The organism is Kribbella pittospori, from assembly GCF_004331465.1.
GTDB lineage: Bacteria > Actinomycetota > Actinomycetes > Propionibacteriales > Kribbellaceae > Kribbella > Kribbella pittospori.
This window is the reverse complement of sequence record NZ_SJKB01000001.1, coordinates 321,937-344,420: the sequence shown is the minus strand read 5'-3', so window position 1 is coordinate 344,420 and position 22,484 is coordinate 321,937. Positions and strand designations below refer to the sequence as shown.

Genomic DNA, 22,484 nt, shown 5'->3' with positions numbered 1-22,484 from the left:
CCCGGACAAGTGAACCCACGGTGCCGACTTTGCGCCAGGCTGGCCTGCCCTGAGATGGCTGGGTGACCTCATCCTAGTGATACCCGGTGTCGTACAGCGCCGCGTCCAACACCGCTGAATACCTGACGCCAGCCAAGTCCGCGATGGCCTCCAAGTTCTTCCGGCTCGGCAACTGCTTCGGCTCACGCCAGTTCGCCAACGTCGTCGGCGAGACCCCAGCTTGCGAGCAATCGTCCGCTCTGACGGTGGATACGGTGCTGAGTCAATGTGACCTTGGACGATGTCCCACAACCGCCCGATAGCTCGCCCCTTCTCCAACCCGGTAGACAACGTGTCCAGCCCCACGCTACGCGCTCGTACGCCACCAGACTGCCTCTCCGGGAAACCTCCAGCCGGCCGGCGACGTTGCCTGCGTCAGTGCCAGCCGAAAACCGCGGGCAGCGTCGAGATGACTGAGCCGATGCCGACGAGGAGCAGTCCGCCAAGTTGCATCCGAACATTTCCGGTGGCGACCTCGCGCACCTTCGCGTCGACCGCGGCGATTGCGGCCTGCACCCTGGCGTCGGTCAACTGTCCTGCCTCCTGGACACGAGCAATCCTCTGATCGGCTTCCTGACGTTCCTTACCGATCCTGGTTTCGAGGGCGATCAGGCGCTGACGAACGAACCGCAACTGAATATCGACCGGCGCATCGATCGGCGGCCGGACGTACACCTCACCTGTGGCAACGGCGACATCCCATTTCGACCTAATCTGGTGGCTTCGTGCTCGCCACCGCGAGGTACATCCAGCGGGCACCCGGTACCAGGACGGGGTTGAGGTACTTCGGGTGGCCGGGTAAACGGCTGAGGACGGCATGTACTTCCTCCTGTTGCTCGGGGCTGCTGATGTTGGTGATGGTGGGTGGGTCAGACGATGTCGCGGCGGCGGTAGCCGACGAACCCGATGGTGGTGAACAGCACGGCGATGCCGCACAGCCAGGCGAGGCCGGTCCAGTCGGGAGATGCTGCGGTGACGTTGGGGACGTGTCGCAGTGGGCTGATGTCGAGCGCCCAGTCGGGCAGGTTGAATGTGGGGCCGAGGATGGTGAGGCCGAAGGTGGCCACGATGCCGAGCCAGGCAACCAGGCGACGGGTGGGGGCGGCTCCGACGGTGGCGACGGCGAGCCCGATCAGGACCCAGACGGCGGGGATGGTCACCAGCGCCTGCCGGACGACGTCGCCGACGGCGACGGCGTCGTCCCTGGCCGAGGCGACCAGGCCGAGGCCGACACCGGCGACGAGGAGGGCTACCGCGGAGCCGGCGAGCGCGACCAGGACGTTGCTCGCCAGATAGGTATGGCGTCGCAGCGAGCCGGCCAGGAGGGGTTCGACGCGGTAGTCGATCTCCTCGGCATAGATGCGCAGGATGACCTGGACGCCCATGACCGCAGCGATGATGGCGATGATCTGCAGGATGGTGACGAGGAAGGCGAAGGTGAGCTCGTCGGTGCTCGTCGCACCGGAGGCGATGATCCCAGCCATCGCCGGGTTGTCGGCAACGATGTCGCCGATCGAGGTCGCGAGGTTGCCGAAGACCAGCCCGAGGCCGGCGAACGCGATCAGCCAGGCGATGAGGCTGCCGCGGTTCAGTCTGAACGCCAGGCCCCACACGGTGCCGACGATGCCGGCCTCAGCCGGCCCGGGGCGGGATGCGATGAGGCCCTGACCGAAATCGCGGCGACCCTGGAGTACGAACGCCGCGGCGACCAGCACGACGGCGAGGGCGAGGCACAGCAGGAGCGGCCAGGGGTTGTTGTCGGTGGCCGGGCCGGTCTTCTCGAGCCAGCCGAGCGGGGTGAGCCAGGTCGCCCAGTCGGAGGCGCCGCTGGTGTCGATGTAGCCGCGGACCACGTAGCAGATCCCGAGGATAGCGATGGCGAGGCTGCTGGCGGTGCGCGCATCGGAGCCGAGCTGGGCGGTGACGGCGGCCAGGCCGGCGAACATCAGGCCGGAGGCGGTGAAGGTCGCGGACAAGATGAGGGTGGCCGTGATCCCGCCGCCGCAGGCGATGGTGAGCAGGAAGCACACCACGCCCAGGGCGACCGAGGCGATGGCCGCCATGAAGACAGCGACCGCGAGGCGGGACTGGCGGGCGAGAACACCGGAGGCGATCAGCTCGGCCTGGCCGGAGTCCTCGTCGGCGCGACTGTTGCGGACCACGATCAGGATCGACATCAGGCCGGCGAAGAACGCGCCGAGCTGACCGGCGCGCCAGGCGTTGAACCCGTCAGAGGTCGTCAGGTCGCGGGCGGGCCCGAAAATCAGCGACAGCGCAGGATTTCCGCCGAGTGCGGTCGCGAGCGAGGCACGGTCGGCGGGATCGGGGAAGATCCACGCATACGCGAGTACCGAGGACGCCGACAGTGCCGAGATCAGCATCACCCACGGCGCGATATTGCGGAGGTCCATACGCAGTGCGACCTTCAGCAGCGGCCCCGTCCCCGTGAGCCCGCGACGGCCCGACCGGCGCGTGGCCGGCCGGGCGGCGACAGTGGTGCTCACGACCGGGCCTCCTCGGCAGGCGACGTTGCCTCGTCGGTGTAGTGGCGCAGGAACAGGTCTTCCAGCGAGGCCGGCGAGACGGTCAGTGCGGACATCTCGTGGGGGACCAACTCGGCCATCGCGGCGTTGACCTGGTCCGGCTCGACCGTCGCGGTGAGACGGTGATGGTCGTCGAGGGCCGCGTCGTGCAGGACCGTGAGGCCGCCCAGGTCGGCCGGCGGCCGGGCCAACGTGGCGCTGATGGTGATCCGGGTCTGACCGCGGATGTCGTCGAGGGTGCCGGTCTGCACGATCTTGCCCTGACGGATGATGCTGACCCGGTCAGCAAGCGCCTCGACCTCGCTCATGATGTGACTCGAGAGCAGGATGGTCCGGCCGTTGGCCTTCTCCTTGGCGATCTCGTCTCGGAATACGGCCTCCATCAGCGGATCCAGGCCGGAGGTGGGCTCGTCAAGGATGAGGAGCTCGACATTCGCGGCCAACGCCGCGACGATGGCGACCTTCTGCCGGTTGCCCTTGGAGTACTGCCGGCCGCGTTTGGTCGGGTCGAGCTCGAACCGCTCGATGAGTTCGGTTCGCCGGGCCTTCTCGAGACCGCCGCGCAGGTTGCCGAGCAGGTCGATGGCCTCCCCGCCGGACAGGCGCGGCCACAGCATCACGTCACCCGGCACGTACGCGATGCGGCGGTGCAGCTCCACCACGTCGCCCCAGGGGTCGCCGCCGAGCAGCTCGACCGTGCCTTGGTTCGCACGCAACAGACCCAGAAGAACCCGGATGGTCGTGGACTTTCCCGCCCCGTTGGGACCGAGAAACCCGTGGACCTCACCACGGGCGACCTCGAGGTCCAGACCGTCGAGTGCCTTGAACGAGCCGAACTTCTTCACCAGCCCCCGAATGCGGATCGCGGCCGGGCCCGCCGAGTCTCCGGGCCGTTCGGGCTGTGTGGACGTCGGTGTCATCGGTGCCTGCCTTCTCACGAGATCGAAGCAACGGCGCGGTCGAGATCGCCGCGCAGGTAACGAGTGATCGTCGGCGCCACGGCGTCGGCGAGCTTGGCGCGAGGCATGCTCGCGAGTCCGCACTGGATCGCCACCAGGTCAGCAACTCCGGAAGGACCTCACGCATCGCCGGGCGTCCCGTCATGTCCTCGAGCGGGCAGCGTCAGAGCACCTTGTCGAGGGTGATCGGCAGGTCGAGGACGCGTTTGCCGGTGGCGTGGCGGATCGCGTTGGCCACGGCCGCGGCCGCGCCGGTGATGCCGATCTCTCCGAGTCCGAGCAGGCCCAAGGGCATGGTCGGGTCCGCTTCGTTCAGGTAGTGCACGTCGATATGGGGGATGTCGGCGTGGACAGGTATGTGGTACTCGGACAGGCTGGGGTTGACGATCCGGCCGGTGCGGGGGTCGATCAGGGTCTGTTCTTCCAACGCCATGCCGATGCCCCAGATGATTCCGCCGCGGAGCTGGCTGGAGGCGGTGCGGGCGTTGAGGACGGTGCCGACGTCGAACACGCCGAGCCAGCGTGACACCCGGATCTCGCCGGTGTCGGCATCGACCCTGACCTCGCAGAAGTGTGCGCCGGACGCGGACCGTGACCGGAATCGGAGATCACGGACGGTCTTGGCGACGAAGGCCGGCATGTTCGTCTTGTGGGCCGCCTCCACCTGGTCCCGGCCGGCGGCGGCCAGGATGTCGGTGTAACGCAGGCCGCCGCCCTGGTGATAGAGCCCACCGTCGCGGGCGTCCACCTCGCCGAGCTTGACGCCTTTCAGGGGTGAGTCGGGCAGCCGCCGCGCCAGCGTGAGCACCGACTTCTTCAGCTTGGTGCAGGCGGCCAGCAGACTGGCGGTCACGCTGGCGGTCTGCGCCGACCCGAACGCCCCGGCACTGCGCGGCAGCTCGGAGTCGCCGTACTCGATCCGGACCGCTTCCAACCGCACACCCATCTGGTCGGCCGCCACCTGCGCCTGCACGGTCGGCGCGCCCATGCCCATCTCGTGCAGGCCGCAGAGCACCACGACCGTGCCGTCGGCCTGCAGGCGCACGGTGACAGCGGCGGGCATCGCCATCGAGCCGCGGTAGGCCGTGGCCACACCCATCCCGACCAACCAACGGCCGTCCCGCATCGAAGCGGCTCGAGGATCCCGGTCCTGCCAGCCGAACCGCTCGGCACCCAGGGTGAACGCCTCCCGCAGCATCCGGTGAGTGAAGGGTTGACCCCCGACCGGGTCACGGTCGGGTTCGTTGATCATCCGCAGCTCGATCGGGTCCCTGCCGAGCTTCCAGGCCAGCTCGTCCATCGCCGACTCGACACCGAAGCTGCCGATTGCCTCACCCGGCGCCCGCATGAACGTGTTGGACAACAAGTCGAGCTGGACGACCCGCTGACTCAGCTGGATGTTCGGGGCGGCGTACAGGTGCTGGGTCACCTCGGTGATCGGCTCGGCCATCCCGCCGACCCGGCCCGTTCGGGACACGCTCGAGTGCACGATCGCGGTCAGCCGGCCATCCCGGGAAGCACCCAGCGCGACCCGTTGCGTGCTGGCGGTGCGCCCACCGACCGTGTGATAGACACCCTCGCGGGACAGGGCGAGGCGGATCGGTCGACCGGTGACCCGGGCCGCCAACACGGCGAGCAAGGTGCCCGCCCAGGGCCGTGTCTTGGCCCCGAAACCGCCGCCGACAAACGGGGACAGCACCCGGATGGCCTCCTCGGGAACCCCGAAACGCTTCGCCAGATGGGCGCGCAGACCGGAGATGTGCTGACTGCCCTCGTGCACAGTGAGCTGGTCCCCGTTCCACACCGCCGTCGTCGCGTGCGGCTCGATCGCGTTGTGGTTGTGCTGCGGGGTGCTGAACTCCAGATCAACCGAAACCGGCGCCGCGGCCAACGCGGCGACCGCGTTCCCCTTGTCCGCCGGACCAGCCAGCAGCGGAATGCCCTTGTCGGGCACCGCGTCCGGGATCGCGGCGGCGAAGTCGACGACGGCCGGGAACTGCTCATACGCCGGCCGCACCAGCGACGCCGCGTACCGGGCGGTCTCCGGAGTCTCGGCGACGACCACCGCGACTGGTTGACCGTTCCAGTGCACCTCGTCGGTGGCCAGGTAGTTCACCGACGCGCTGACCGCCATCGAACTGGGGCGCAGCAGGCTCATCTTGCCCGGCGGGCTCATCGCCGGCGCATTCTGATGGGTGAGCACCGTAACCACACCCTGCACCCCACGAGCTTCCGTGGTGTCGATCGCGATAATGCGGCCCCGCGCGATCGTGGAGTACACCAACGCGGCATACGCCAGATCCGGATAGGAATGTTCGGCGGCGAAGCGGGCCTGGCCGGTCGTCTTCGCCGGGCCGTCCAACCGAGCGACCGACTGGCCGACGTACCGGGTCGTTGCGGTCGCGGTCGCGGTCTGGGCCTCGGTCACAGCCTCCTTGATACTCATTCCCGGGCTCCGTTCTCGCTCAGCTGACCCAGCACGGCCACGATCGTCGACGTAGCAAGAGTGACCTTGAACGCGTTCTCCGGCCGGACGGTCGCGGCGGCCAGCTCGGCCTCGGCGGCCCGGCGGAACGCATCCTCGTCGGCAGGCCCGCCAAGGAGCAGCCGTTCGGCCTCATGGGCCCGCCACGGTTTCGCCCCGACCCCGCCGAGCGCCAGCCGGACCTGGCTGATGGTCCCGTCGTCGACCTGCAACACGGCGGCGACCGACACCAACGCGAACGCGTACGACGCCCGGTCGCGTACCTTGCGATACACCGAACGGGCCGACAACGGCGCCGGCAGCTCGACCGCCGTGATCAGCTCCCCCGCAGCGAGGGTGTTCTCCAGGTTCGGGGTGTTCCCCGGCAGCCGGTGCAGCTCAGCCAGCGGGACCCGCCGGATCCCGGCGGCACCGCGGACCTCCACCACCGCGTCCAACGCCGCCAACGCCACGCACATGTCGGACGGGTGGGTGGCGATGCAGCTGCCGCTGACTCCGAGGACCGCGCAGCCGCGGTGAAATCCGTCCAGCGCGTCGCAGCCGCTGCCGGGGTCGCGCTTGTTGCAGGCAGCCGAATGATCGTAGAAGTAGGGGCAGCGGGTCCGCTGCAACAGGTTCCCGCCGACGGTGGCCATGTTCCGCAGCTGACCCGAGGCGCCGGACAACAGGGCCTCAGAGAGCATTCGATAGCCCGTGCGCACCCGCCGGTCCGCGGCCAGGGTGCTGTTGCGCACCAGTGCCCCGATCCGCAAGCCGCCGGCGGGCAGCTCCTCGATGGTGTCCAGCGGCAGCCCGGTGACGTCGACGACAGTGTCGGGGGTTTCGATGCCCTCCCGCATCAAGTCGACCAAGTTGGTGCCGCCGCCGAGGAACTTCGAACGCGGGGCGGCGGCGGCCAGAACCGCGGACTCGACATCCTTCGGCTTGACGTAGACAAACGGCCTCACCGGGTCACCTCGGCCACGTCGTGGATCGCGGCCACGATCCCGTTGTAGGCACCGCAGCGGCACAGGTTCCCACTCATCCGTTCCCGGATCTCCGCCTCGCTGGGTGACCCGTCGGCGGGGCGGTCGCCGTCGGTCACCGCACTCGGCATACCCGACCGGTACTCGGCCAGCATGCCCAGTGCCGAACAGATCTGCCCCGGGGTGCAGTAGCCGCACTGGAAACCGTCGTGGCGGATGAACGCCTCCTGCAGCGGATTCGCGACTCCTTCGATGGTGGTGATCTCACTGCCGTCATAGGAAACCGCCAACGCCAGGCAGGAGTTGATTCGCCGCCCATCGGCCAGCACCGTGCACGCGCCGCACGCACCCTGGTCGCAGCCTTTCTTGGTCCCCGTCATCCCGAGCCGCTCCCGCAGCAGGTCCAACACGCTGACCCAAGGCTCCACATCGACCGTCTCGGCGGCGCCGTTCACCTTCAGCTGGACTTCGACCACGTGACCCTCCCGTCCGCCAAGTTAACAGTACAGTGTTTCCTTAACAAGAGAACGGTGGTCACCTGCATTGTTCTGGATAGGCTGGAGCGCGACATGACAGGATCGGTGTTCGTCCGGGCCAGACGGCCGGAGCAAAAGCAGCAGCGACGTGACGCGATCCTGGACGCCGCCCGCGACCTCGCCCGCGAGTCCGGGGTACGCAATGTGTCTCTGGGTGCGGTCGCCGACGCGGTCGGGTTGGCGAAGTCGAACATCTCCCGCTACTTCGGGACCCGTGAGGAGATCTACCTCGAGCTGCTCGCCGAGGAGTGGCAGGACTGGGCCGGCACCGTCTCCGATCGGCTTGACGGCGCACACGGAACCCCGGCAGCGGTAGCGGTGCTGGCGGAGACGCTCGTGGAGCGACGCCTGTTCTGCGACCTGCTCAGCCACGGTTCGACCAGCCTGGAGCAGAACGTCTCCGTGCCGGCCGCCCGGGCCTTCAAGCACGCCGTGCACGATCTCGTCGCCGCCACCGGCGCCGAGGTCGCCCGTGCGACCGACTTGACCGCGCGGGAAGGGGGCGAGCTGGTCGCGCTGGCCACCGCCCTCGCCGGTACGCTCTACCCAGCAGCCAACCCGCCTCCTGCGCTCACCCAGCTCTACGCCGAGGACCCCGAGCTGGCTGCCTCCCGGCCCGACGTGTTGCCCACCCTGGTGCGAGTGCTGTCCGCACTTGCTGCCGGCCTGCCCACCCTCCGCTGACGACAGTCCCTTGCAGGTCTGCCGGGGTGTGGGCGACCGGCGACTGGGGCGTCAGCTGCTGGTGGTGGGTGGGGGTGGGCGGGTCGTCTCGGGAGCGGCGGACTGCGGCGGGACGGCTGGCGCAGGGGGTGTCGGTCGCGCCATGCGTAGTAACACGATGACAGCACCGATGAGCCACAGTGCGAAGGCCACGGACGCCATGCCTCCGCTCCAGAAGCCAGACAGGCACAGCACCGCGACCGCGTAGGACACCCAGACTGCCCACATCGGCAGGGCGCCTGCCTGCTGAGCGATCCGCGCCGTGACTGCGACCAGCACGCCGCAGCCGATCAGCCCAGTGAGCCCGAGGACCTGTCCCGACATGCCGAGCGCGCGGACGGTATCCGGGTCGGCGGTGAACTCGTCCGACCAGGCCGCGAACGCGCTCCCCACATCGAGTGAGACACCGGTGATCATCAGCCCGCCGAACAGCGCTGCGGCCGGCACGACCGCATGCGCGAGCGGGTCGCCGCCAGACAGCCGGTCCAGCACCCGCCGCAGACCGGTGGCGAACCACAGCAGCAACGCGACCCCCGCAGCAAGCACAGGCGGCGCGAAGCCGGCGGCCGCCTGCCGCGCGTCGTCGTTGAGCCGCTCGAGGATGTCAGAGTCCGACATTGCTGGGTCGTCGACGCCGACCAAGTAGCCCAGCGCCACCCCGATGACGAGCAGCACCACCGAAGCAGCACCCGCCCACCCCGCGCGCCGAAGAGCTCGTGACTCGTCCATGCCGCCTCCCCCGCTCGCGGCCACGGTCCGTCGGAGGTGGGTGCCGCACGCACCAAGATCCGGCCCTGGCCTCAGTCCGAGCATGCGTCCGTACCCCGGCCGCCAACAAGGGGCCACGACGGATCTCAGTGGGCGTAGGACTGCCTGAAGCAGCAACCCGCGAGTTTGGGCGGGTGGTGGTGGGGTTGTTGGCCATCCGGGGGGTGGGTGGTTTCGAAGGTTGGGCGATTCATTCGATCGACCGGTCGACCGATCCGCAGCTTGAAGGAAGGGAACAGTCATGGAGTACATGCGCACAGTCGGGCGCTGGCGGCGGGTGGTGAGACGGGTTGCGGCTGTGGCGGCCGTGTTGGTTCCGTTGGCGGTGGTTTCGGTCGTTACTGCGGGGCCTGCTCAGGCGACGGGGTGCCGGACCAACGCCCACGTCTATCTGACGTCGGTGTACCCGTCCAGCTACCGGTTTGAGAACCAGCCGGTGGACGGTGGCACTGACGACTACCAGATGTTCGCCGGGGACTCGACGTCGTTCCAGGTCGGCGGCAACGGGCTTCGTCCGTACACGTCGCCGGCGTGGAGGGTGGAGAGCAACGTCAGCGGGTCGTTCGTCTTCAACGGCCGAGTTGCCGGAGGCAACTGTGTCGCGAACGAGACGACGGTCGGCCTCGCCAGGCACACCGTTGCCGGGGAGGTCTGGACGGTCCGCGCGAACTACCTCACGGGCAACTCGGGGCAGTTCATCCAGAACCAGGCGCACTTCCGGATCTTCTTCGTGGACCCGCCCCCGCCGGAGCCGTGGTACTGGCAACCGTGCTACTACGCCGAGGCGTGCTTCTGAGCACAGCAAGCACTGTGTGAGCCGGGCCGCCAACCGGCTCACATCCCACCACAGAGCTGAGGAGGGTCAGCATGTTCACGACACCCGAACACCGAACGATGGTAGCGATGCTGGCCGCGGGCAACCCCGTTTGGTACGTCGCTGCGGTGACCAAGAACGACCGGCACTACGTCTACAGAGTTGGTGCCCGGCACGGCTATCCGGATCGCGCCGCGATGAGGCAATCCCTCCAGCAATCGGCCGCGGCCGGCTAGGCCTCCGCGTTGTACCCGACCAGTTCGATCAGCGCCGCCCGGAGGGCCTCCAGTCGATCCTCGCCGAGTTCGTCGGCCCACGCGCGCTCGACAGTGCCCCCCGCCTTATGAGACTTCGGTCGGATCGCAAGGCCGGCCTCGGTGAGTACGACGAGCCACGCGCGCCGATCGTTGGGGTCCGGACGGCGCTCGACCAGGCCGGCCGCGATCAGCTGCTCGACGCTCTGGGCCATGGTCTGCTTGCGCACGTTGGCCATGGTCGCGAGCGCTTGGACGCTGACACCCTCGGGCGATACGAACGGGATCACCCGTGCGTGCGCCGCAGTGAGGCCGCGGACGCCGAGCTTCTCGAGCTCCGCGTCCATCTCCGTGGACCAGCGCTGGTTCGCCAGGCGCAGCAGCAACCCGATGAGTGGTTGGGGATGCCCGGACATATAGACAGTCTCCTGTCTTTCGCCTACGGTGGTGGACAGTTACCTGTCTATCTTAGGAAGGAACACGACGGTGAACGCACCGACACTCCCGTTCGGTACTGCGATGGCGCTGGCTGAGCGCAACCTGCGCGGTCCACTGACCCGGATCCTCACCGACGAGGACCTCGAGCCCGGCGCATGGTTCACGCTCAATGCTCTCGGCCTGCGCGGCACTACCCCGAAGAAGACCGTCAAGGAGCTTCTCGCCACCAGTGGGTACGACGGCCCGAGGGCCGACGCAATGCTCGGCCGCCTCGCCGCAGGCGGACTCATCGAGGACCGCGACGAGCAACTCCACCTCACCCCCGCAGGCGCCGACCGCTACACATCCGTCCGCGATCGGATCGCCACGGCGAGCGGTCGGGTGTTCAGCCTCTTCGACGCGACCCAGGTAGAGACAGCCCGCGCCCTCCTCCAACAACTCGCCGAAACCGACCCGGCAACGATCAACGCAGTCGCCTTCAATGAGGCGCCAGCCTGACAAGGCTCGTACCGCCGGCGACCCCACTACTGGCGGGCCATGGCGGCTCGGAGTTCGCTTTCGGTGTCGGTGATCAGGTCGCCGGAGACGTCGATGGTGACGGTTCGAAGGGTGCCGGTGAAGCGGAACGGGGATGGGTAGTCCGGGGTTACCGGGGAGCCGGGGTTGGCGCCGCAGGTGAGGGCGCCGGGGTTGAGGATGAAGGGTGTGGTCACCGGGGCCTCAGCGTCCGCGACGAGCTTGCCGTCGACGTAGAGCTGCATCATTCCCGGCGTTCCGCGACCGTTGGCCATGTCCGGTTCTCCGGTCGGCGCGAACTCGAAGCGCAGCTTGTGTGGACCGGCGGGGAGCACGTCCGGTGTGGACACCTTGTACAGGCCACGGCCGACGTAGTTGTGCACGTAATGCAGCTTGCGGTCCTTGATGAACAGCGAGTATCCGCCGGCCGCCGTGCCCTGGCTCAGCAGGACTCCCTCGGCGCCGTCCTCGGGCAGGTCCACGTCGGCGGTGATGCTGTGCGGTCGGTTCAGCACCCGCGGGCCGGCGTTGAACGGGATCGACTGGGTGTCCAGCCGGTAGACGTATTTGTCCCGCGGTACGGCGGCCTGCGGCTTGTCGACCAGGAGCCGCGCGACGCCACTTCCGTCCACCGGCAGTACGCCGTACTTGCCGGCCTCGGCGTACCACATGCCGATGAGTGCGATGAGCTTGTCGCGGTGCTTGCCCGCGACGTCGTCGTTCTCGGCGAAGTCGTCGGCCACGTGGTACAGCTCCCAGCCGGTCGCGTCGAGCTCGGTGAGCTTGTCCGCCGAGATGGGTTGACCGAAACCTGCTCCGGCCTCGCTGAACGACGGGCCGGGCCATGGGCAAACGGCTCGCCAACCGTCGTGGTAGATCGAGCGGTGACCGAGCATTTCGAAGTACTGCGTGTGGCGCTTCGTCGGTGCGTCCGCGTCGTCGAACGTGTGCGCGAAACTCACCCCCTGGAGCGGCGACTGCGTGACGCCCCGGATCGTGGCCGGCGGCTCGAGGCTGAGCATGTCGAGCACAGTGGGCACCATGTCGATGATGTGCGCGTACTGCGTTCGTACTTCGCCCCTGGCCCGGATGCCCTGCGGCCAGCTGACGATGAACGGGTCGGAACTCCCGCCCCGGTAGGTCTCGCGCTTCCACCGGCGGAACGGCGTGTTGCCGGCCCACGTCCAGCCCCACGGATAGTGGTTGAAGTGCTTGGGACCGCCGATCTCGTCGATGACCGCGAGGCTGTCCTCGAGCGACTCTTGGGCGTTGTTGAAGAACTGCGCCTCGTTGGTGGTGCCGGTCGGGCCGCCTTCGGCACTGGCGCCGTTGTCGGAGATCACCATGACGATGGTGTTGTCGAGCTCGCCCTGCTCGCGGAGGAACTCCAGCAGGCGGCCGAGGTGGTGGTCGGTATGGCTGAGGAAGCCGGCGAAGACCTCCATCATCCGGCTGTACAGGCGGCGGGCCGGTGCGGGCAGGGAGTCCCAGTCGGGTACGTCGGGATCGTGACGGGACAGCTCCGCGTCGTCGGGGACGATCCCCAGCGCCTTCTGCTCGGCGAACACCCGCTGCCGATACGCATCCCAGCCGTCGTCGAACTGGCCGGCGTACCTGTCCGCCCATTCCTTCGGGGCGTGGTGCGGCGCATGGGTCGCGCCGAAGCACAGATGCAGGTAGAACGGCTTGTCCGGATCGACCTGCTTCGCGTCGACGACGAACTGGATCGACCGGTCCACCAGGTCCTCGGTCAGGTGGTAGCCCTGCTCGGGCGTCGCCGGCGGCTCGACCTGGTGGTTGTCGTACACGAGGTCGGGGTACCACTGGCTGGTGTCGCCGCCGAGGAATCCGTAGAACCGCTCGAAGCCACGCGACAGCGGCCAACGGTCGTACGGCCCGGCCGCAGTCTCCTGGTTGCTCGGAGTGAGGTGCCACTTGCCGACCATGAACGTGCTGTACCCCTGCCCGAGCAGCATCTCGGACAGGAACCCGTTCTCGAACGGGACCACACCGTTGTACCCGGGATAGCCGGTGGCGAACTCGGTGATGCACGCCATCCCGTTGCTGTGGTGGTTGCGTCCGGAGACGATGCACGAACGGCTCGGCGAGCACAGCGCCGTGGTGTGCATGTTGTTGTAGCGCAGCCCAGCGGCGGCCAGGCTGTCGAAGTTCGGGGTGGCGATCGGGCTGCCGTAACAGCTCAGTTGACCGAAGCCGGTGTCGTCGAGTACGACCATCAGCACGTTGGGAGCACCTGGCGCGGCGCGCGTGGGCTTCGGCCACGCGGGGGTCGACTCGTCCGCCGTCCTGCCGATCGTGCCGGTGAATCCGGTGCCGGCGTCGTACTCGTTCAGCGCCATCAGTGTCCCCCTCGCAAGAATGTCCAACCACCTCAACCGAACGCCGCCCGCGTCGCATCCTCCGGGTGGGGTGATCCTCCGCGGTTGGCCGATGGGTACTTGATGGCTACTTCCGCCCGATCATTCGAAGGAGCACTCGATGTTCGCGATCATCGCCGCTGTGATCTTTGGGCTGGCACTCATTTTGGACTGGGCCAACGCCAGCGTGAGTGATGCGTTCACGCCTCAAACGCTGCTGATGGCCGGCCTGCTCTGCATTGCGCTGCACTTGGCCGGTGTTGGAGCGGGGCGTCGCTGGGGCCGCCGCCGCTGACCGTCGTACCGCTCGTGCCCGACGTGACGAGACGACGGCCGCCACGCTCATCCGTCGGGGGTGACGCGTCAGGGTGGCGAGCGCGGCAGTGTGGAGCGCAGGCACATCGATGTCTCCTGACAGTCCTTGCGGATCGCTGCCCGAGAGGACTGGAGCCTGTGGGCGGGCGCTCAGGAGAGAGGGGAGAGCGAACATGGCAATCGGACCAGTACAGCTCATCGCGCTCGGCTTCCGGCACCCTGACTTCCACGGCGAGGTCATCGCCGAACTGGAACGGCTTCGGGCCAGCGACACCGTCCGCGTCATCGACGCGTTGGCGGTCTACAAGAGCGCGGACGGCGAGCTGGAGGCAGAGCATCTCAGCAACCTGTCCGAGCAGGAAGCGATCGAGCTGGGGAGCAAGATCGGGGCGCTGATCGGCCTGGGCTTCGAGGGCGAAGAGGGCATGGTGGCCGGCGCGGAAGCCGGCGCCGAGGCGGTCGCCGAGCAGGGCGGGATCAACGTGCTCAACGACGAGGAAGCCTGGGATGTGCTCGAAGACATCCCGAACGACTCCGCCGCCGCGCTCATCCTGCTGGAACACCACTGGGCCGTTCCGCTGCGCGACGCCATTGCGCGGGCCGGAGGGTTCCGGATCAGCGACGGCTTCATCAGTCCACTGGACCTCATCGAGATCGGGCTGGTGTCGGCCGAGGAAGCCAAGGAACTGCACGAGATGGAAACGGCGGCCGCCGCCCGCTGACCGGGCGACCCGCGTTCGCCATCGCCCAGGGAGGAGGAGTACCCATGCTTGGATCACGCAGGGTCGCGCGTCGAACCGGACGCCGCACCGCGCGGCGTGTCTCCCGCCGGCGCAGGTAGCAGCCCCATCGTCGTGATGGTCGAAGGTCCCGCGGTCGGTGCCGGTCCGGCGCCGGCCGCGTGGGTTGCTGTTCTCGTTGATCATCCGGCCGGGACGATGTGGCCGGGAACCTCGCATACGGATGGTGAGGCATGACCGACTCGCGGCCAGCGGCCGCAGCACGCACGGCTGAGCGGCCGTCGGGCGGTCCCCCGGCGATGGACCCGGCCGAGGTCATCCGTTCGAAGCCGTACCTCGCCGCGCTGCTGCTCGCCGCGATCCTCGGTATCCCGATCTCGGCCATCGCGTACGGTTTCCTGGCGCTGGTCAGCACGATCCAGCAGGCGGTGTTCGACGATCTTCCGCAGCAACTATTCAGCGGGGGCACACCCGCGTGGTGGCCGGTGCCCTGGTTGGTCCTGTGCGGATTGCTGACCGGGTTGACCATTCGGTATCTGCCCGGCAACGGAGGGCATTCACCCGCGTTCGGGTTCAAGACCGGTGGAGGTCCACCGGCCGACAAGGAGCTCGTCGGCATCATCCTGGCTGCCTTGACCACCCTCAGTCTTGGCGCCGTCCTCGGGCCCGAGGCTCCCCTGATCGCCATCGGTGGTGGCCTCGCGGCGCTGACCGTGCGTCTGGTCAAGAAGGACGCGCCACCGATGGCGCTGACGATCATGACGTCGGCCGGCAGCTTCGCGGCGATCAGTACGCTGCTCGGCTCCCCCGTGCTCGGCGCGTTCCTGATCATGGAGGTCGCCGGTATCGGCGGTGCGACGCTGAGCTTGGTGGCTCTGCCGGGCCTGCTGGCCTCCGGCGTCGGCGCTCTGGTGTTCGTCGGTCTGGACAACTGGACGGGACTCGGCAGCTTCTCGCTGGCGCTCCCCTCCGTGCCGCCCGCGGTGGATCCGACGGTGGCCACGATGGCCTGGGCTCTGGCGATGGGCGCGGCTGGGGCCTTGCTGGGCTGGGTGATCCGCTGGATCGGGCTGTCGCTGCGTCCGGTCGTGCACCTGAATCGGGTGCTGGTGACGGCGACTCTGGGCCTGCTCATCGGGCTGATCGCCATGGCCTACCAGCTGATCTCTGACAGGAGTTTCAATCAGGTGCTGTTCTCCGGCCAGGATGCCCTGCCCGCGCTGGTCAAAGACGCCGCAAACTATTCGGTCTGGGTGCTGATCGTGCTCGCCGTGTGCAAGTTGCTTGCGTACGGCCTCTCGCTCAGCGCGTTCCGGGGCGGACCGGTCTTCCCCGCCATGTTCATCGGTGCGGTCCTGGGGATCGCCGCGGCAGGCCTGCCCGGCATGAGTCTGGCGCCGGCGATCGGTATGGGCATCGGAGCGATGTGCGCCGCGATGCTGCGGTTGCCATTGACCTCCACCCTGCTGGCGACCCTGCTACTCGGCACCGACGGGATATCGGTGACACCACAGGTCATAGTCGCTGTAGCAGTGGCTTTCGTCCTCACCAACGTGCTCCCGATCCCAGGTCCGAAACCAGCCGCACACCAGCACTAGGCAGGTTGACCCCGGCTACGTGGCGGGTGCGTGCCAGTTGCATGATGCATCGCGGATCGGGTCGATGCGGTCGGCCAGGCGTTGCTGACGCTGGGCGGCCGTGCGGAGGAGGGCTCCGGCTCGGGCGCGGATCTCAACGCGGGTGCGGGGTTCGTCGGTGACGACCGGGGCGTTGGGTAGTGCCGACTGGGCCAGGGTGCGGGTGTTCTCGACGGCGGTGTTGCCGGGGATGAAGATCGTCATGTCCGGGTGCTCCCTTCGTGTTCGAGCACCTTCAACGGTATGAGGGCGGCTCGTCGCATTGAAGGCGAGACGAACGGCGTCGGACCGCCTTCACCACCACGATCGAAGGCGTTCTCGCACGTCGACCTTGCGGATGCACGAAGGTCGTCAGGAGCTACCGGATTCCTGCCAGGCGACCTCGGCGAAGCTGAACAGCCGTTGCGGGGTCATCCGCAGCCAGGCCGTGGCCCAGTCCACGCTGCCGCCGTCATTGCGGCGCCGCGTCAGCTCCCACACCTCGTCGGGTACGACGCTCAGCACCTCGGCCGGCCCCTCCGTGAGCACCGCAGCGTGCTCGTCGTGATCACCTTCGAGGACCGACAGAGCCAGCCACGGATGTGCCTCCACGTTGCGAAGCCGGACCGCGCCGCCGACCGTCGGAAGCCAGAACGCCTCCGCGTAGATGGAGAACAGGGTCGGCGCGGCGTGTGCACGACCGTCGGGCCGCGTGGAGGACGCTAGCGCGTAGCTCCGGCGCTCCAAGTATCCGGCCAACTGGCGTCCGGACATCCGTCGTTCCGGCGGGTACGCCGTACGCGTAGCCGACCCCGCCCGGTCGAACGACTGATCCTGCAACTGCCCCAACCAGACCGCGACCTCGGGATCCTCCACCCGCCGGAGCTTATCGGGCGAGGTAGGCGTAGTAGTTGCAGGCAGCGAAGAAGGTCCCGTCGGCGGCGGAACGGCGTTGGTGCGCAAGCCACTCGTCGACCCGGGCTGTGGGCAGGAGGCCCTGTACGGCGATCAGCGGCGCGTAGGTCTCGGCCAGGTTCAGCATGAACGTGCTCGTGCCGGTCTCCGCGTAGACGTTCGCCTGCGTGACCAGCAGTCGGAGTCCGGCCCGCGGCAGCAGGCGCGGGAGCTCGCGCATGACTCGTGACGAGCTCATGATCATCGCCTCGAGCGCGCCTTCGACAGCCTTGCCGAGGTGCTGATCAGCGCAGTCGAAGGTGAGTGACGCGTAGTCGCCGTCGAAGACAGCAACGACGCCACCAGGGCGGATGACACACGCCATCTCCTTCAATACCGCGAGTGGATCGCGGACGTGGCTGACGAGAGTGTGGGCGATGGCGGCATCGAAACTCGCACTCGGCAGGTCGAGCTTGTGCGCATCGCCGACCGCGAACTCCACTCGGTCGCCAACGCCTTCGCTCGCCGCGAGAGAGTCGGCGACGGCGATGAAGTCCTGGCTCTGATCGACCCCCATCACTGTGCCGGCGAAGCCATCGCGGGCGGCGATCGCGCGGGACACCACGCCCGTACCGCAGCCGATCTCCAGCACCCTGGCCGTCGGTGGCAGGTCCATCGCGTCGACGTACGCCTCGCGGTAGGCCACGAACGTCGGATCCTTGCCGCGGAGCTCGAGCCGTTCGATGAAGCGCTCGACCGTCGCGGCGTCCTGCTCGTTGACGAACTGCATCGCATCCCGAACCTGCTGCTGTGTAGTCATCGCCCCTCCCCGGCATGGCTCGTCCCGCCTTCGATGCTGGCCCTCGGGTGGGGCCCGCACAATCGGGAGGTCCGCCTTACTTCCCGGCGGCCGACGTCCTATCCCGGGCGCATACTCGAACTAGACATGGAGCCAGGACCGGCGTGGCCGAGGTTCGTGGGGCGGGCCGACGCGCTGCAACGCCTCGATGCGACGCTCGCGGCCGCGGCACGCGCTCATGGCTGCACGGTGCTGGTCGAGGGCGAAGCCGGCATCGGCAAGACCCGACTCGTGTCCGAGCTCAGCGGTCGGGCGCAGCGGGCGGGAGCAACCGTACTGCGCGGACGCTGCATCGATCTCGTCGGTAGCGGCATGTCCTATCTCCCTCTTGTCGAGGCGCTGTGGCCGCTGCGTGGATCACCGGCGGTCATGGGTTGCTCGCTTCCGGAGTTGTCGCGGCTCGTCCCGGAGCTCACGGAGACCACCGCAGCTGTCGGCGGTCCTGACTCGCGGCTCCGACTCTTCGAGGAGACGCTCGCCCTCATGGAGCACCTCGGTGCCGAAGCGCCGGTTGTCCTCGTCGTCGAGGACCTGCACTGGGCCGACCGATCAACGCTGGATCTGGTGTCCTTCCTTGCGCATGCTGCGCGTGAGCGGAGGCTGCTGCTGGTTGCGACGTACCGCAGCGACGAGCTCACGCCGGACAGCTCGCTGCGACGCCTCGTCGGAGAGCTCTTGCGCGCGCGGGCGGCAACTACGTTGGAGTTGGAGCCGCTAGGGCGTGACGAGGTTGCGCAACTGCTCGCGGAGACCGCGGAGGCGCCCGTCCCGGCGGAGCTGGCGAACGAGATCTACGAGCGCTCGCAGGGGAATCCGTTCTTCGCCGAGGAGCTCCTAGCGGCCGCAGTCCGTGGCGAGCAGACGCTTCCCCGGGGACTTCGCGACGTACTGCTGCAGCGACTCGACGGCCTCGACGGTGAGAGCCGCGCGCTCCTCCGCATCGCCGCCGCCGCTGGGCGTGACGTCCCGTACCGGCTCCTCGCCGCGGTCGCAGGCTTGCCCGAGGAACGACTCGTCGAGGCGTTACGCGAGACGGTCGAGTACGACGTACTCGTGCCTGATCAAATGGCGGGCTCCTTCCGGTTCCGGCACTCGCTCCTGGCCGAGGCGGTCTATGCGACCCTGCTCCCGGGCGAGCGCGAGGAACTGCACGAGCGGCTCGCCCGTGCGCTGCGCGCCGAGCCCGCGACAGCGGCCGAGTTGGCGCACCACTGGTCGGCGGCCGGCAAGCCTGTGGAGGCGCTGCATGCGTCGATCGAGGCGGGGTTGAACGCGCAGGCCGTCTCCGGGCCGGCGGAGGCACTCCGGCACTTCGACCGCGCGCTCGAGCTGTGGGAGCAGGTCGAGGACCCCGAGTCCGCGGCCGGGCACGAGCTCGGCGCAGTACTGGCCCGAGCGGCCGAGGTCGCGTACTTCGCCGGCGCCGGCCAACGGGCTCCGGAGCTGCTGCGACAGGCGATCTCGCTGGCTGATGACGACGCGGAGCTCGGGCTGATGTACGAACGGCTCGGCACGTATCTTCTCCCGATCGGCGATCGGGACGGCGCCAGAGCAGCGTTCGAACGGGCGGTCGAGCTTGTTCCGGAGCAGCCGCCCTCGGCGGAGCGAGCCCGCGTCCTCTCCGCACTCGCCAACGCGCTGAGCCTGTCCTGGCGGCCCCTCGACTCGCGCACCGTCTGCGAGCAGGCGTTGATGGTCGCGGCCGCGATCGGCGACGACCTCCCCGCGCTACGGGCGCTCGCGATCCTCGGTCTGGACCTGCAACTCCTCGGGCGCGGCGCGGAGGGCGTCGAGTGTCTTCTGGACGCCCGCCGGCGCGCGGTGAAGCGTGGCGCGGTGGTCGAGGAGCTGCGAACGTACGTCGTGCTCTCGGATGTGCACCTGATCGGCGGCCGGCTGCGCGAAGCGGCCCAGGACGCACTCGAGGGTGTCGCCAAGTCTCGCCGGTACGGGTACGAGCGAAGCAGCGGCATCGTCATCGCGTCGAACGCGGCGGAGGCGCTCCTCGGCTTGGGCGACTGGGCTCGCGCCGAGGAGGTGCTCGACGCGGCGCTCCACCTGGCCAGCAGCTTCCGGCCCGAGGGCGTGCACCTGATCCGCGCAGAGCTGGAGCTCCGGCGTGGCGAGTATGCCGTCACACTGCAGCACCTGGAAGCGGGGGCGCCGGCGGCGCTCGAGCCGCAGCTGACAGCCGCGTACTCCTGCCTCGTGGCGGAGCTCGCCCTGTGGGAGCGGCGGCCTGAGGACGCGGCGAGTGTGCTTGATGCCGCGTTGCGACTCGACGCGACAGGCGACGTGAAGATCCGCGAGCCGAGGCTGTGCGCTCTGGCCATCCAGGCCGAGACGGACCGTGCGCAGCTTGCGGCGATCCGCCGCGACACGGCGGGTGTCGACGATGCGCGCCGTCGCGCGAAGTACTTGCTCGAACGCGCTCGCCACTCGGCCGCCGATGTGGCTGCAGTGACTCTGGACGCGGCCGGCTGGCTCGCCATCGCCGAAGCCGAGCACACCCGTGTCGAGGGCTGCTCCCAGCCCGCGCTGTGGGAGGCGGCCAGCAAAGCCTGGGACCAGCTGGAGCGCCCGTACCCTGCCGCCTACTGCCGCTGGCGGCACGCCGAGGCGCTCGTCGCAGCCGGCGCTTCGCGAGCGGAGGCGGCGGTCCCCGCCCGCGAAGCGCACCTGGTTGCGAGCAGGCTCGGCGCGCGGCCGCTGATGAACGAGCTCGAGCTGCTCGCGCGGCGGGCCCACCTCGACCTCGCGGATCAACCCGCGCTCCGCGACCAGGATGACGCCCTCGGTCTCACGGCGCGCGAACGCGAAGTACTCCGGTTGCTTGCCCGTGGCTACACGAATCGGGAGATCGCCGCCGAGCTCACGATCAGCATCAAGACAACCAGCGTCCATGTCTCGCACATCCTGCGGAAGCTCGGCGTCTCGAGTCGGCTCGAAGCAGCGCGGATCGCTCACCAACTGGCCGCGTCGCCCGAAGACTGACGGCTCAGCTCGTGCCGGAGACGTCGAGGATGAAGCGTTGTGCGGGACTCAGCCGCTTGTAGGTCTCGACCCGGAGATACACCTGCTGGTCGAGCTGCTGCGGCAGGTGGCGCAATGCGAAGTAGGAGTGCATCGCCCTGCGTGGCCTGTCGGTGCGGTTCAGAGTGCCGCCGTGCCACAGATGGCTGTTGAAGACCACGACCGTCCCCGCCTTGCCGGTCAGCTGGATCTGCTCCGGGTGCTCGTCGCCGGGGTTGGCCATCTCGTCTCCCGGCATGGTCCCGCGCCGATGCGACCCGGGTACGACGCGCGTCGCGCCGTTCTCCGGCGTGAAGTCGTCGAGCAGCCAGATCGAGTTGCACACCTCGTACGCACCGGGCTCGACCGGGTGGCCGAAGTCGGCGTGCAGACCCTGGTGCCCCTGACCCGGAAGCGCCGCGCGGCTGTTGAGGGACGACAACCTGAACTCGCCGAGCACGTGCTGCATCGCGGCCAGGACGCGCGGGTGGCTGAAGCACACCTCGAACCTCGGGTCCTTGTTGACCAGGTCGGCGAGCCGGTCGGTGCCGTTCTCCTGATGGACTTCCAGGCCTGCTCGGTCGCCCTCGGCGGCGGTCAGCTCCGCCATCCGCTTGTTCAGCCCGGACACCTCCTCCGGCGTGAGGATTCCCACCAGCGGAAGGAATCCGTCGCGGTCGAGCTGGTCCTTCTCGCCTTGCGTGAGGACGTCGCCGGTCACGCCGAGGTCGCGCAGTGCGGTCGCCATATCCATCCAAGCACTCCTTCACAGATGCACGAATCGATGCCAGCATCGACGCGACGTCCAAAGAAAACAATGCAGAAGGCGACAGCGGTTATGCACAAATCGCTTCGATTGCTCGGCGCCGGCGTACACACCGCCGGGCCGGGCAAGGACTACCCGTTACACGCGCACACCTCGTGGGAGTTGGTGTACTACGTGCGCGGGCGGATCACCTGCCCGATCGGCGACGAGACGTACGCCGCCACGCCGGGGACCGTGCTACTCACTCCACCGCGGACCTGGCACGCCGAGCTCAGCCGTACCGGCTACGCCAACCGCTTCCTGCAGGTCGACGCGGCTCCGCGCTGGCCCTGGCCACGTGTCTGCTTCGACGACGGCGACCGCAACCTGGGCCGGGTCTTCGACTCGCTCGTCCGCGAGAGCACGCAGCCCAGCGACGACAGCGACCAACTCTGCTCGTTGCTCCTCGGCGAACTCGACCTGCTGCTGCGCCGCGCGGCAGCGGAGCCGGTGACCGCGGCGGAGCAACTGGTGGCACAGGCCGAGCGGATCTTCGAGGAACGCTTCGCCTCGGGAGTCCGGATCGCCTCGGTCGCCGCCGAACTCGGCATCTCGCCATCCGGCCTGCGGGCGGCCTTCGCGCGGCTGCGCGGCATGAGCCCGCGTACGGCGCTGCAGCACGTACGGCTCCGGCACGCGCTGGGCCACATCCGCAACTCCACTCTGCCGCTGCAGGCGATCGCAGACCTGACCGGCTACGACTCGGTCAGCCACCTCAGTCGCCACATCAAGGCCGCGACCGGTTCGGCCCCGGGCGCGCTCCGCACCAGGGACTAGGTCATGCTTTCCGGGTGGGTGGGAACCGATATCTGGGGATCGGGCAGA

General features: G+C 68.6%; 22 protein-coding genes. 9 read left to right on the top strand and 13 right to left on the bottom strand.

Annotated elements, in window-relative coordinates:
• Window positions 1-414: 414 nt before the first annotated feature.
• The 6 genes from E0H73_RS01680 to E0H73_RS01655 all read right to left on the bottom strand — a co-directional run bounded on the left by E0H73_RS01680 (window position 415) and on the right by E0H73_RS01655 (window position 7,467).
• Entirely contained in the window at window positions 415-714 is a 300-nt protein-coding gene (locus E0H73_RS01680; protein ID WP_131350265.1) for a hypothetical protein, read from the bottom strand.
• A 194-nt stretch (window positions 715-908) separates the two neighbouring features.
• Window positions 909-2,543: an ABC transporter permease gene (locus E0H73_RS01675; RefSeq protein WP_202867163.1), complete on the bottom strand. Its 1,635-nt coding sequence runs from the start codon at window positions 2,541-2,543 to the stop codon at window positions 909-911.
• Window positions 2,540-3,502, bottom strand: a complete 963-nt coding sequence (locus E0H73_RS01670; protein WP_131350263.1) for an ABC transporter ATP-binding protein — start codon at window positions 3,500-3,502, stop codon at window positions 2,540-2,542. The genes E0H73_RS01675 and E0H73_RS01670 overlap by 4 nt, the downstream gene beginning before the upstream one ends.
• Window positions 3,503-3,704: 202 nt before the next feature.
• Window positions 3,705-5,987, bottom strand: coding sequence for a xanthine dehydrogenase family protein molybdopterin-binding subunit (locus E0H73_RS01665; RefSeq protein ID WP_131350261.1), 2,283 nt, complete (start codon window positions 5,985-5,987; stop codon window positions 3,705-3,707).
• A complete protein-coding gene (locus tag E0H73_RS01660) occupies window positions 5,984-6,973 on the bottom strand; it encodes an FAD binding domain-containing protein (RefSeq protein WP_131350259.1) in 990 nt (329 codons plus the stop codon). The genes E0H73_RS01665 and E0H73_RS01660 overlap by 4 nt, the downstream gene beginning before the upstream one ends.
• Complete coding sequence (locus E0H73_RS01655) at window positions 6,970-7,467, bottom strand: (2Fe-2S)-binding protein (protein WP_131350257.1); 498 nt, start codon at window positions 7,465-7,467, stop codon at window positions 6,970-6,972. Before E0H73_RS01655 ends, E0H73_RS01660 begins: the two co-directional genes overlap by 4 nt.
• A 93-nt stretch (window positions 7,468-7,560) precedes the next feature.
• Here E0H73_RS01655 and E0H73_RS01650 point away from each other — a divergent pair, with 93 nt between their 5' ends.
• Window positions 7,561-8,211: a TetR/AcrR family transcriptional regulator gene (locus E0H73_RS01650; protein WP_131350255.1), complete on the top strand. Its 651-nt coding sequence runs from the start codon at window positions 7,561-7,563 to the stop codon at window positions 8,209-8,211.
• A gap of 51 nt (window positions 8,212-8,262) precedes the next feature.
• Here E0H73_RS01650 and E0H73_RS01645 read toward each other — a convergent pair whose 3' ends face one another.
• Window positions 8,263-8,979, bottom strand: coding sequence for a hypothetical protein (locus tag E0H73_RS01645; protein WP_131350253.1), 717 nt, complete (start codon window positions 8,977-8,979; stop codon window positions 8,263-8,265).
• A gap of 280 nt (window positions 8,980-9,259) precedes the next feature.
• Between E0H73_RS01645 and E0H73_RS01640 the strand changes: the two genes are divergently transcribed.
• Window positions 9,260-9,814, top strand: a complete 555-nt coding sequence (locus E0H73_RS01640) for a hypothetical protein (protein WP_131350251.1) — start codon at window positions 9,260-9,262, stop codon at window positions 9,812-9,814.
• A gap of 71 nt (window positions 9,815-9,885) precedes the next feature.
• On the top strand, window positions 9,886-10,068 hold the full coding sequence (locus tag E0H73_RS01635; RefSeq protein ID WP_131350249.1) for a hypothetical protein: 183 nt from the start codon (window positions 9,886-9,888) through the stop codon (window positions 10,066-10,068).
• Here E0H73_RS01635 and E0H73_RS01630 read toward each other — a convergent pair.
• On the bottom strand, window positions 10,065-10,502 hold the full coding sequence (locus tag E0H73_RS01630; RefSeq protein ID WP_131350247.1) for a MarR family winged helix-turn-helix transcriptional regulator: 438 nt from the start codon (window positions 10,500-10,502) through the stop codon (window positions 10,065-10,067). The genes E0H73_RS01635 and E0H73_RS01630 overlap by 4 nt on opposite strands.
• 70 nt (window positions 10,503-10,572) lie before the next feature.
• Between E0H73_RS01630 and E0H73_RS01625 the strand changes: the two genes are divergently transcribed.
• Complete coding sequence (locus E0H73_RS01625; protein ID WP_131350245.1) at window positions 10,573-11,022, top strand: MarR family winged helix-turn-helix transcriptional regulator; 450 nt, start codon at window positions 10,573-10,575, stop codon at window positions 11,020-11,022.
• Window positions 11,023-11,048: 26 nt separating this feature from the next.
• Here the strand turns inward: E0H73_RS01625 and E0H73_RS01620 are convergent, their stop codons facing one another.
• The gene (locus E0H73_RS01620; protein WP_131350243.1) at window positions 11,049-13,400 is read right to left on the bottom strand and encodes an arylsulfatase; all 2,352 of its coding nucleotides are present in this window, start codon (window positions 13,398-13,400) and stop codon (window positions 11,049-11,051) included.
• 139 nt (window positions 13,401-13,539) lie between these two features.
• Between E0H73_RS01620 and E0H73_RS45695 the strand changes: the two genes are divergently transcribed.
• The 3 genes from E0H73_RS45695 to E0H73_RS01610 all read left to right on the top strand — a co-directional run bounded on the left by E0H73_RS45695 (window position 13,540) and on the right by E0H73_RS01610 (window position 16,071).
• The gene (locus E0H73_RS45695; RefSeq protein WP_165555453.1) at window positions 13,540-13,713 is read left to right on the top strand and encodes a hypothetical protein; all 174 of its coding nucleotides are present in this window, start codon (window positions 13,540-13,542) and stop codon (window positions 13,711-13,713) included.
• A gap of 193 nt (window positions 13,714-13,906) precedes the next feature.
• A complete protein-coding gene (locus E0H73_RS01615) occupies window positions 13,907-14,455 on the top strand; it encodes a hypothetical protein (RefSeq protein ID WP_131350241.1) in 549 nt (182 codons plus the stop codon).
• Between the two features lie 251 nt (window positions 14,456-14,706).
• A complete protein-coding gene (locus E0H73_RS01610) occupies window positions 14,707-16,071 on the top strand; it encodes a chloride channel protein (protein WP_131350239.1) in 1,365 nt (454 codons plus the stop codon).
• Window positions 16,072-16,086: 15 nt separating this feature from the next.
• Here the strand turns inward: E0H73_RS01610 and E0H73_RS01605 are convergent, their stop codons facing one another.
• The 3 genes from E0H73_RS01605 to E0H73_RS01595 all read right to left on the bottom strand — a co-directional run bounded on the left by E0H73_RS01605 (window position 16,087) and on the right by E0H73_RS01595 (window position 17,803).
• Entirely contained in the window at window positions 16,087-16,314 is a 228-nt protein-coding gene (locus E0H73_RS01605) for a hypothetical protein (RefSeq protein WP_131350237.1), read from the bottom strand.
• A 147-nt stretch (window positions 16,315-16,461) separates the two neighbouring features.
• On the bottom strand, window positions 16,462-16,965 hold the full coding sequence (locus tag E0H73_RS01600; RefSeq protein ID WP_131350235.1) for a pyridoxamine 5'-phosphate oxidase family protein: 504 nt from the start codon (window positions 16,963-16,965) through the stop codon (window positions 16,462-16,464).
• 10 nt (window positions 16,966-16,975) lie between these two features.
• The gene (locus E0H73_RS01595) at window positions 16,976-17,803 is read right to left on the bottom strand and encodes a methyltransferase domain-containing protein (protein ID WP_131350233.1); all 828 of its coding nucleotides are present in this window, start codon (window positions 17,801-17,803) and stop codon (window positions 16,976-16,978) included.
• A gap of 126 nt (window positions 17,804-17,929) precedes the next feature.
• On the opposite strand from E0H73_RS01595, the gene E0H73_RS47875 reads away from it, so the two are divergent.
• On the top strand, window positions 17,930-20,836 hold the full coding sequence (locus E0H73_RS47875) for a helix-turn-helix transcriptional regulator (RefSeq protein ID WP_165555452.1): 2,907 nt from the start codon (window positions 17,930-17,932) through the stop codon (window positions 20,834-20,836).
• A gap of 4 nt (window positions 20,837-20,840) precedes the next feature.
• On the opposite strand, the gene E0H73_RS01585 is transcribed toward E0H73_RS47875, so the two are convergent.
• Window positions 20,841-21,608, bottom strand: a complete 768-nt coding sequence (locus E0H73_RS01585; protein ID WP_131350229.1) for a phytanoyl-CoA dioxygenase family protein — start codon at window positions 21,606-21,608, stop codon at window positions 20,841-20,843.
• Between the two features lie 84 nt (window positions 21,609-21,692).
• Between E0H73_RS01585 and E0H73_RS01580 the strand changes: the two genes are divergently transcribed.
• A complete protein-coding gene (locus E0H73_RS01580; RefSeq protein ID WP_165555451.1) occupies window positions 21,693-22,436 on the top strand; it encodes a helix-turn-helix transcriptional regulator in 744 nt (247 codons plus the stop codon).
• The last annotated feature ends 48 nt before the right edge of the window (window positions 22,437-22,484 follow it).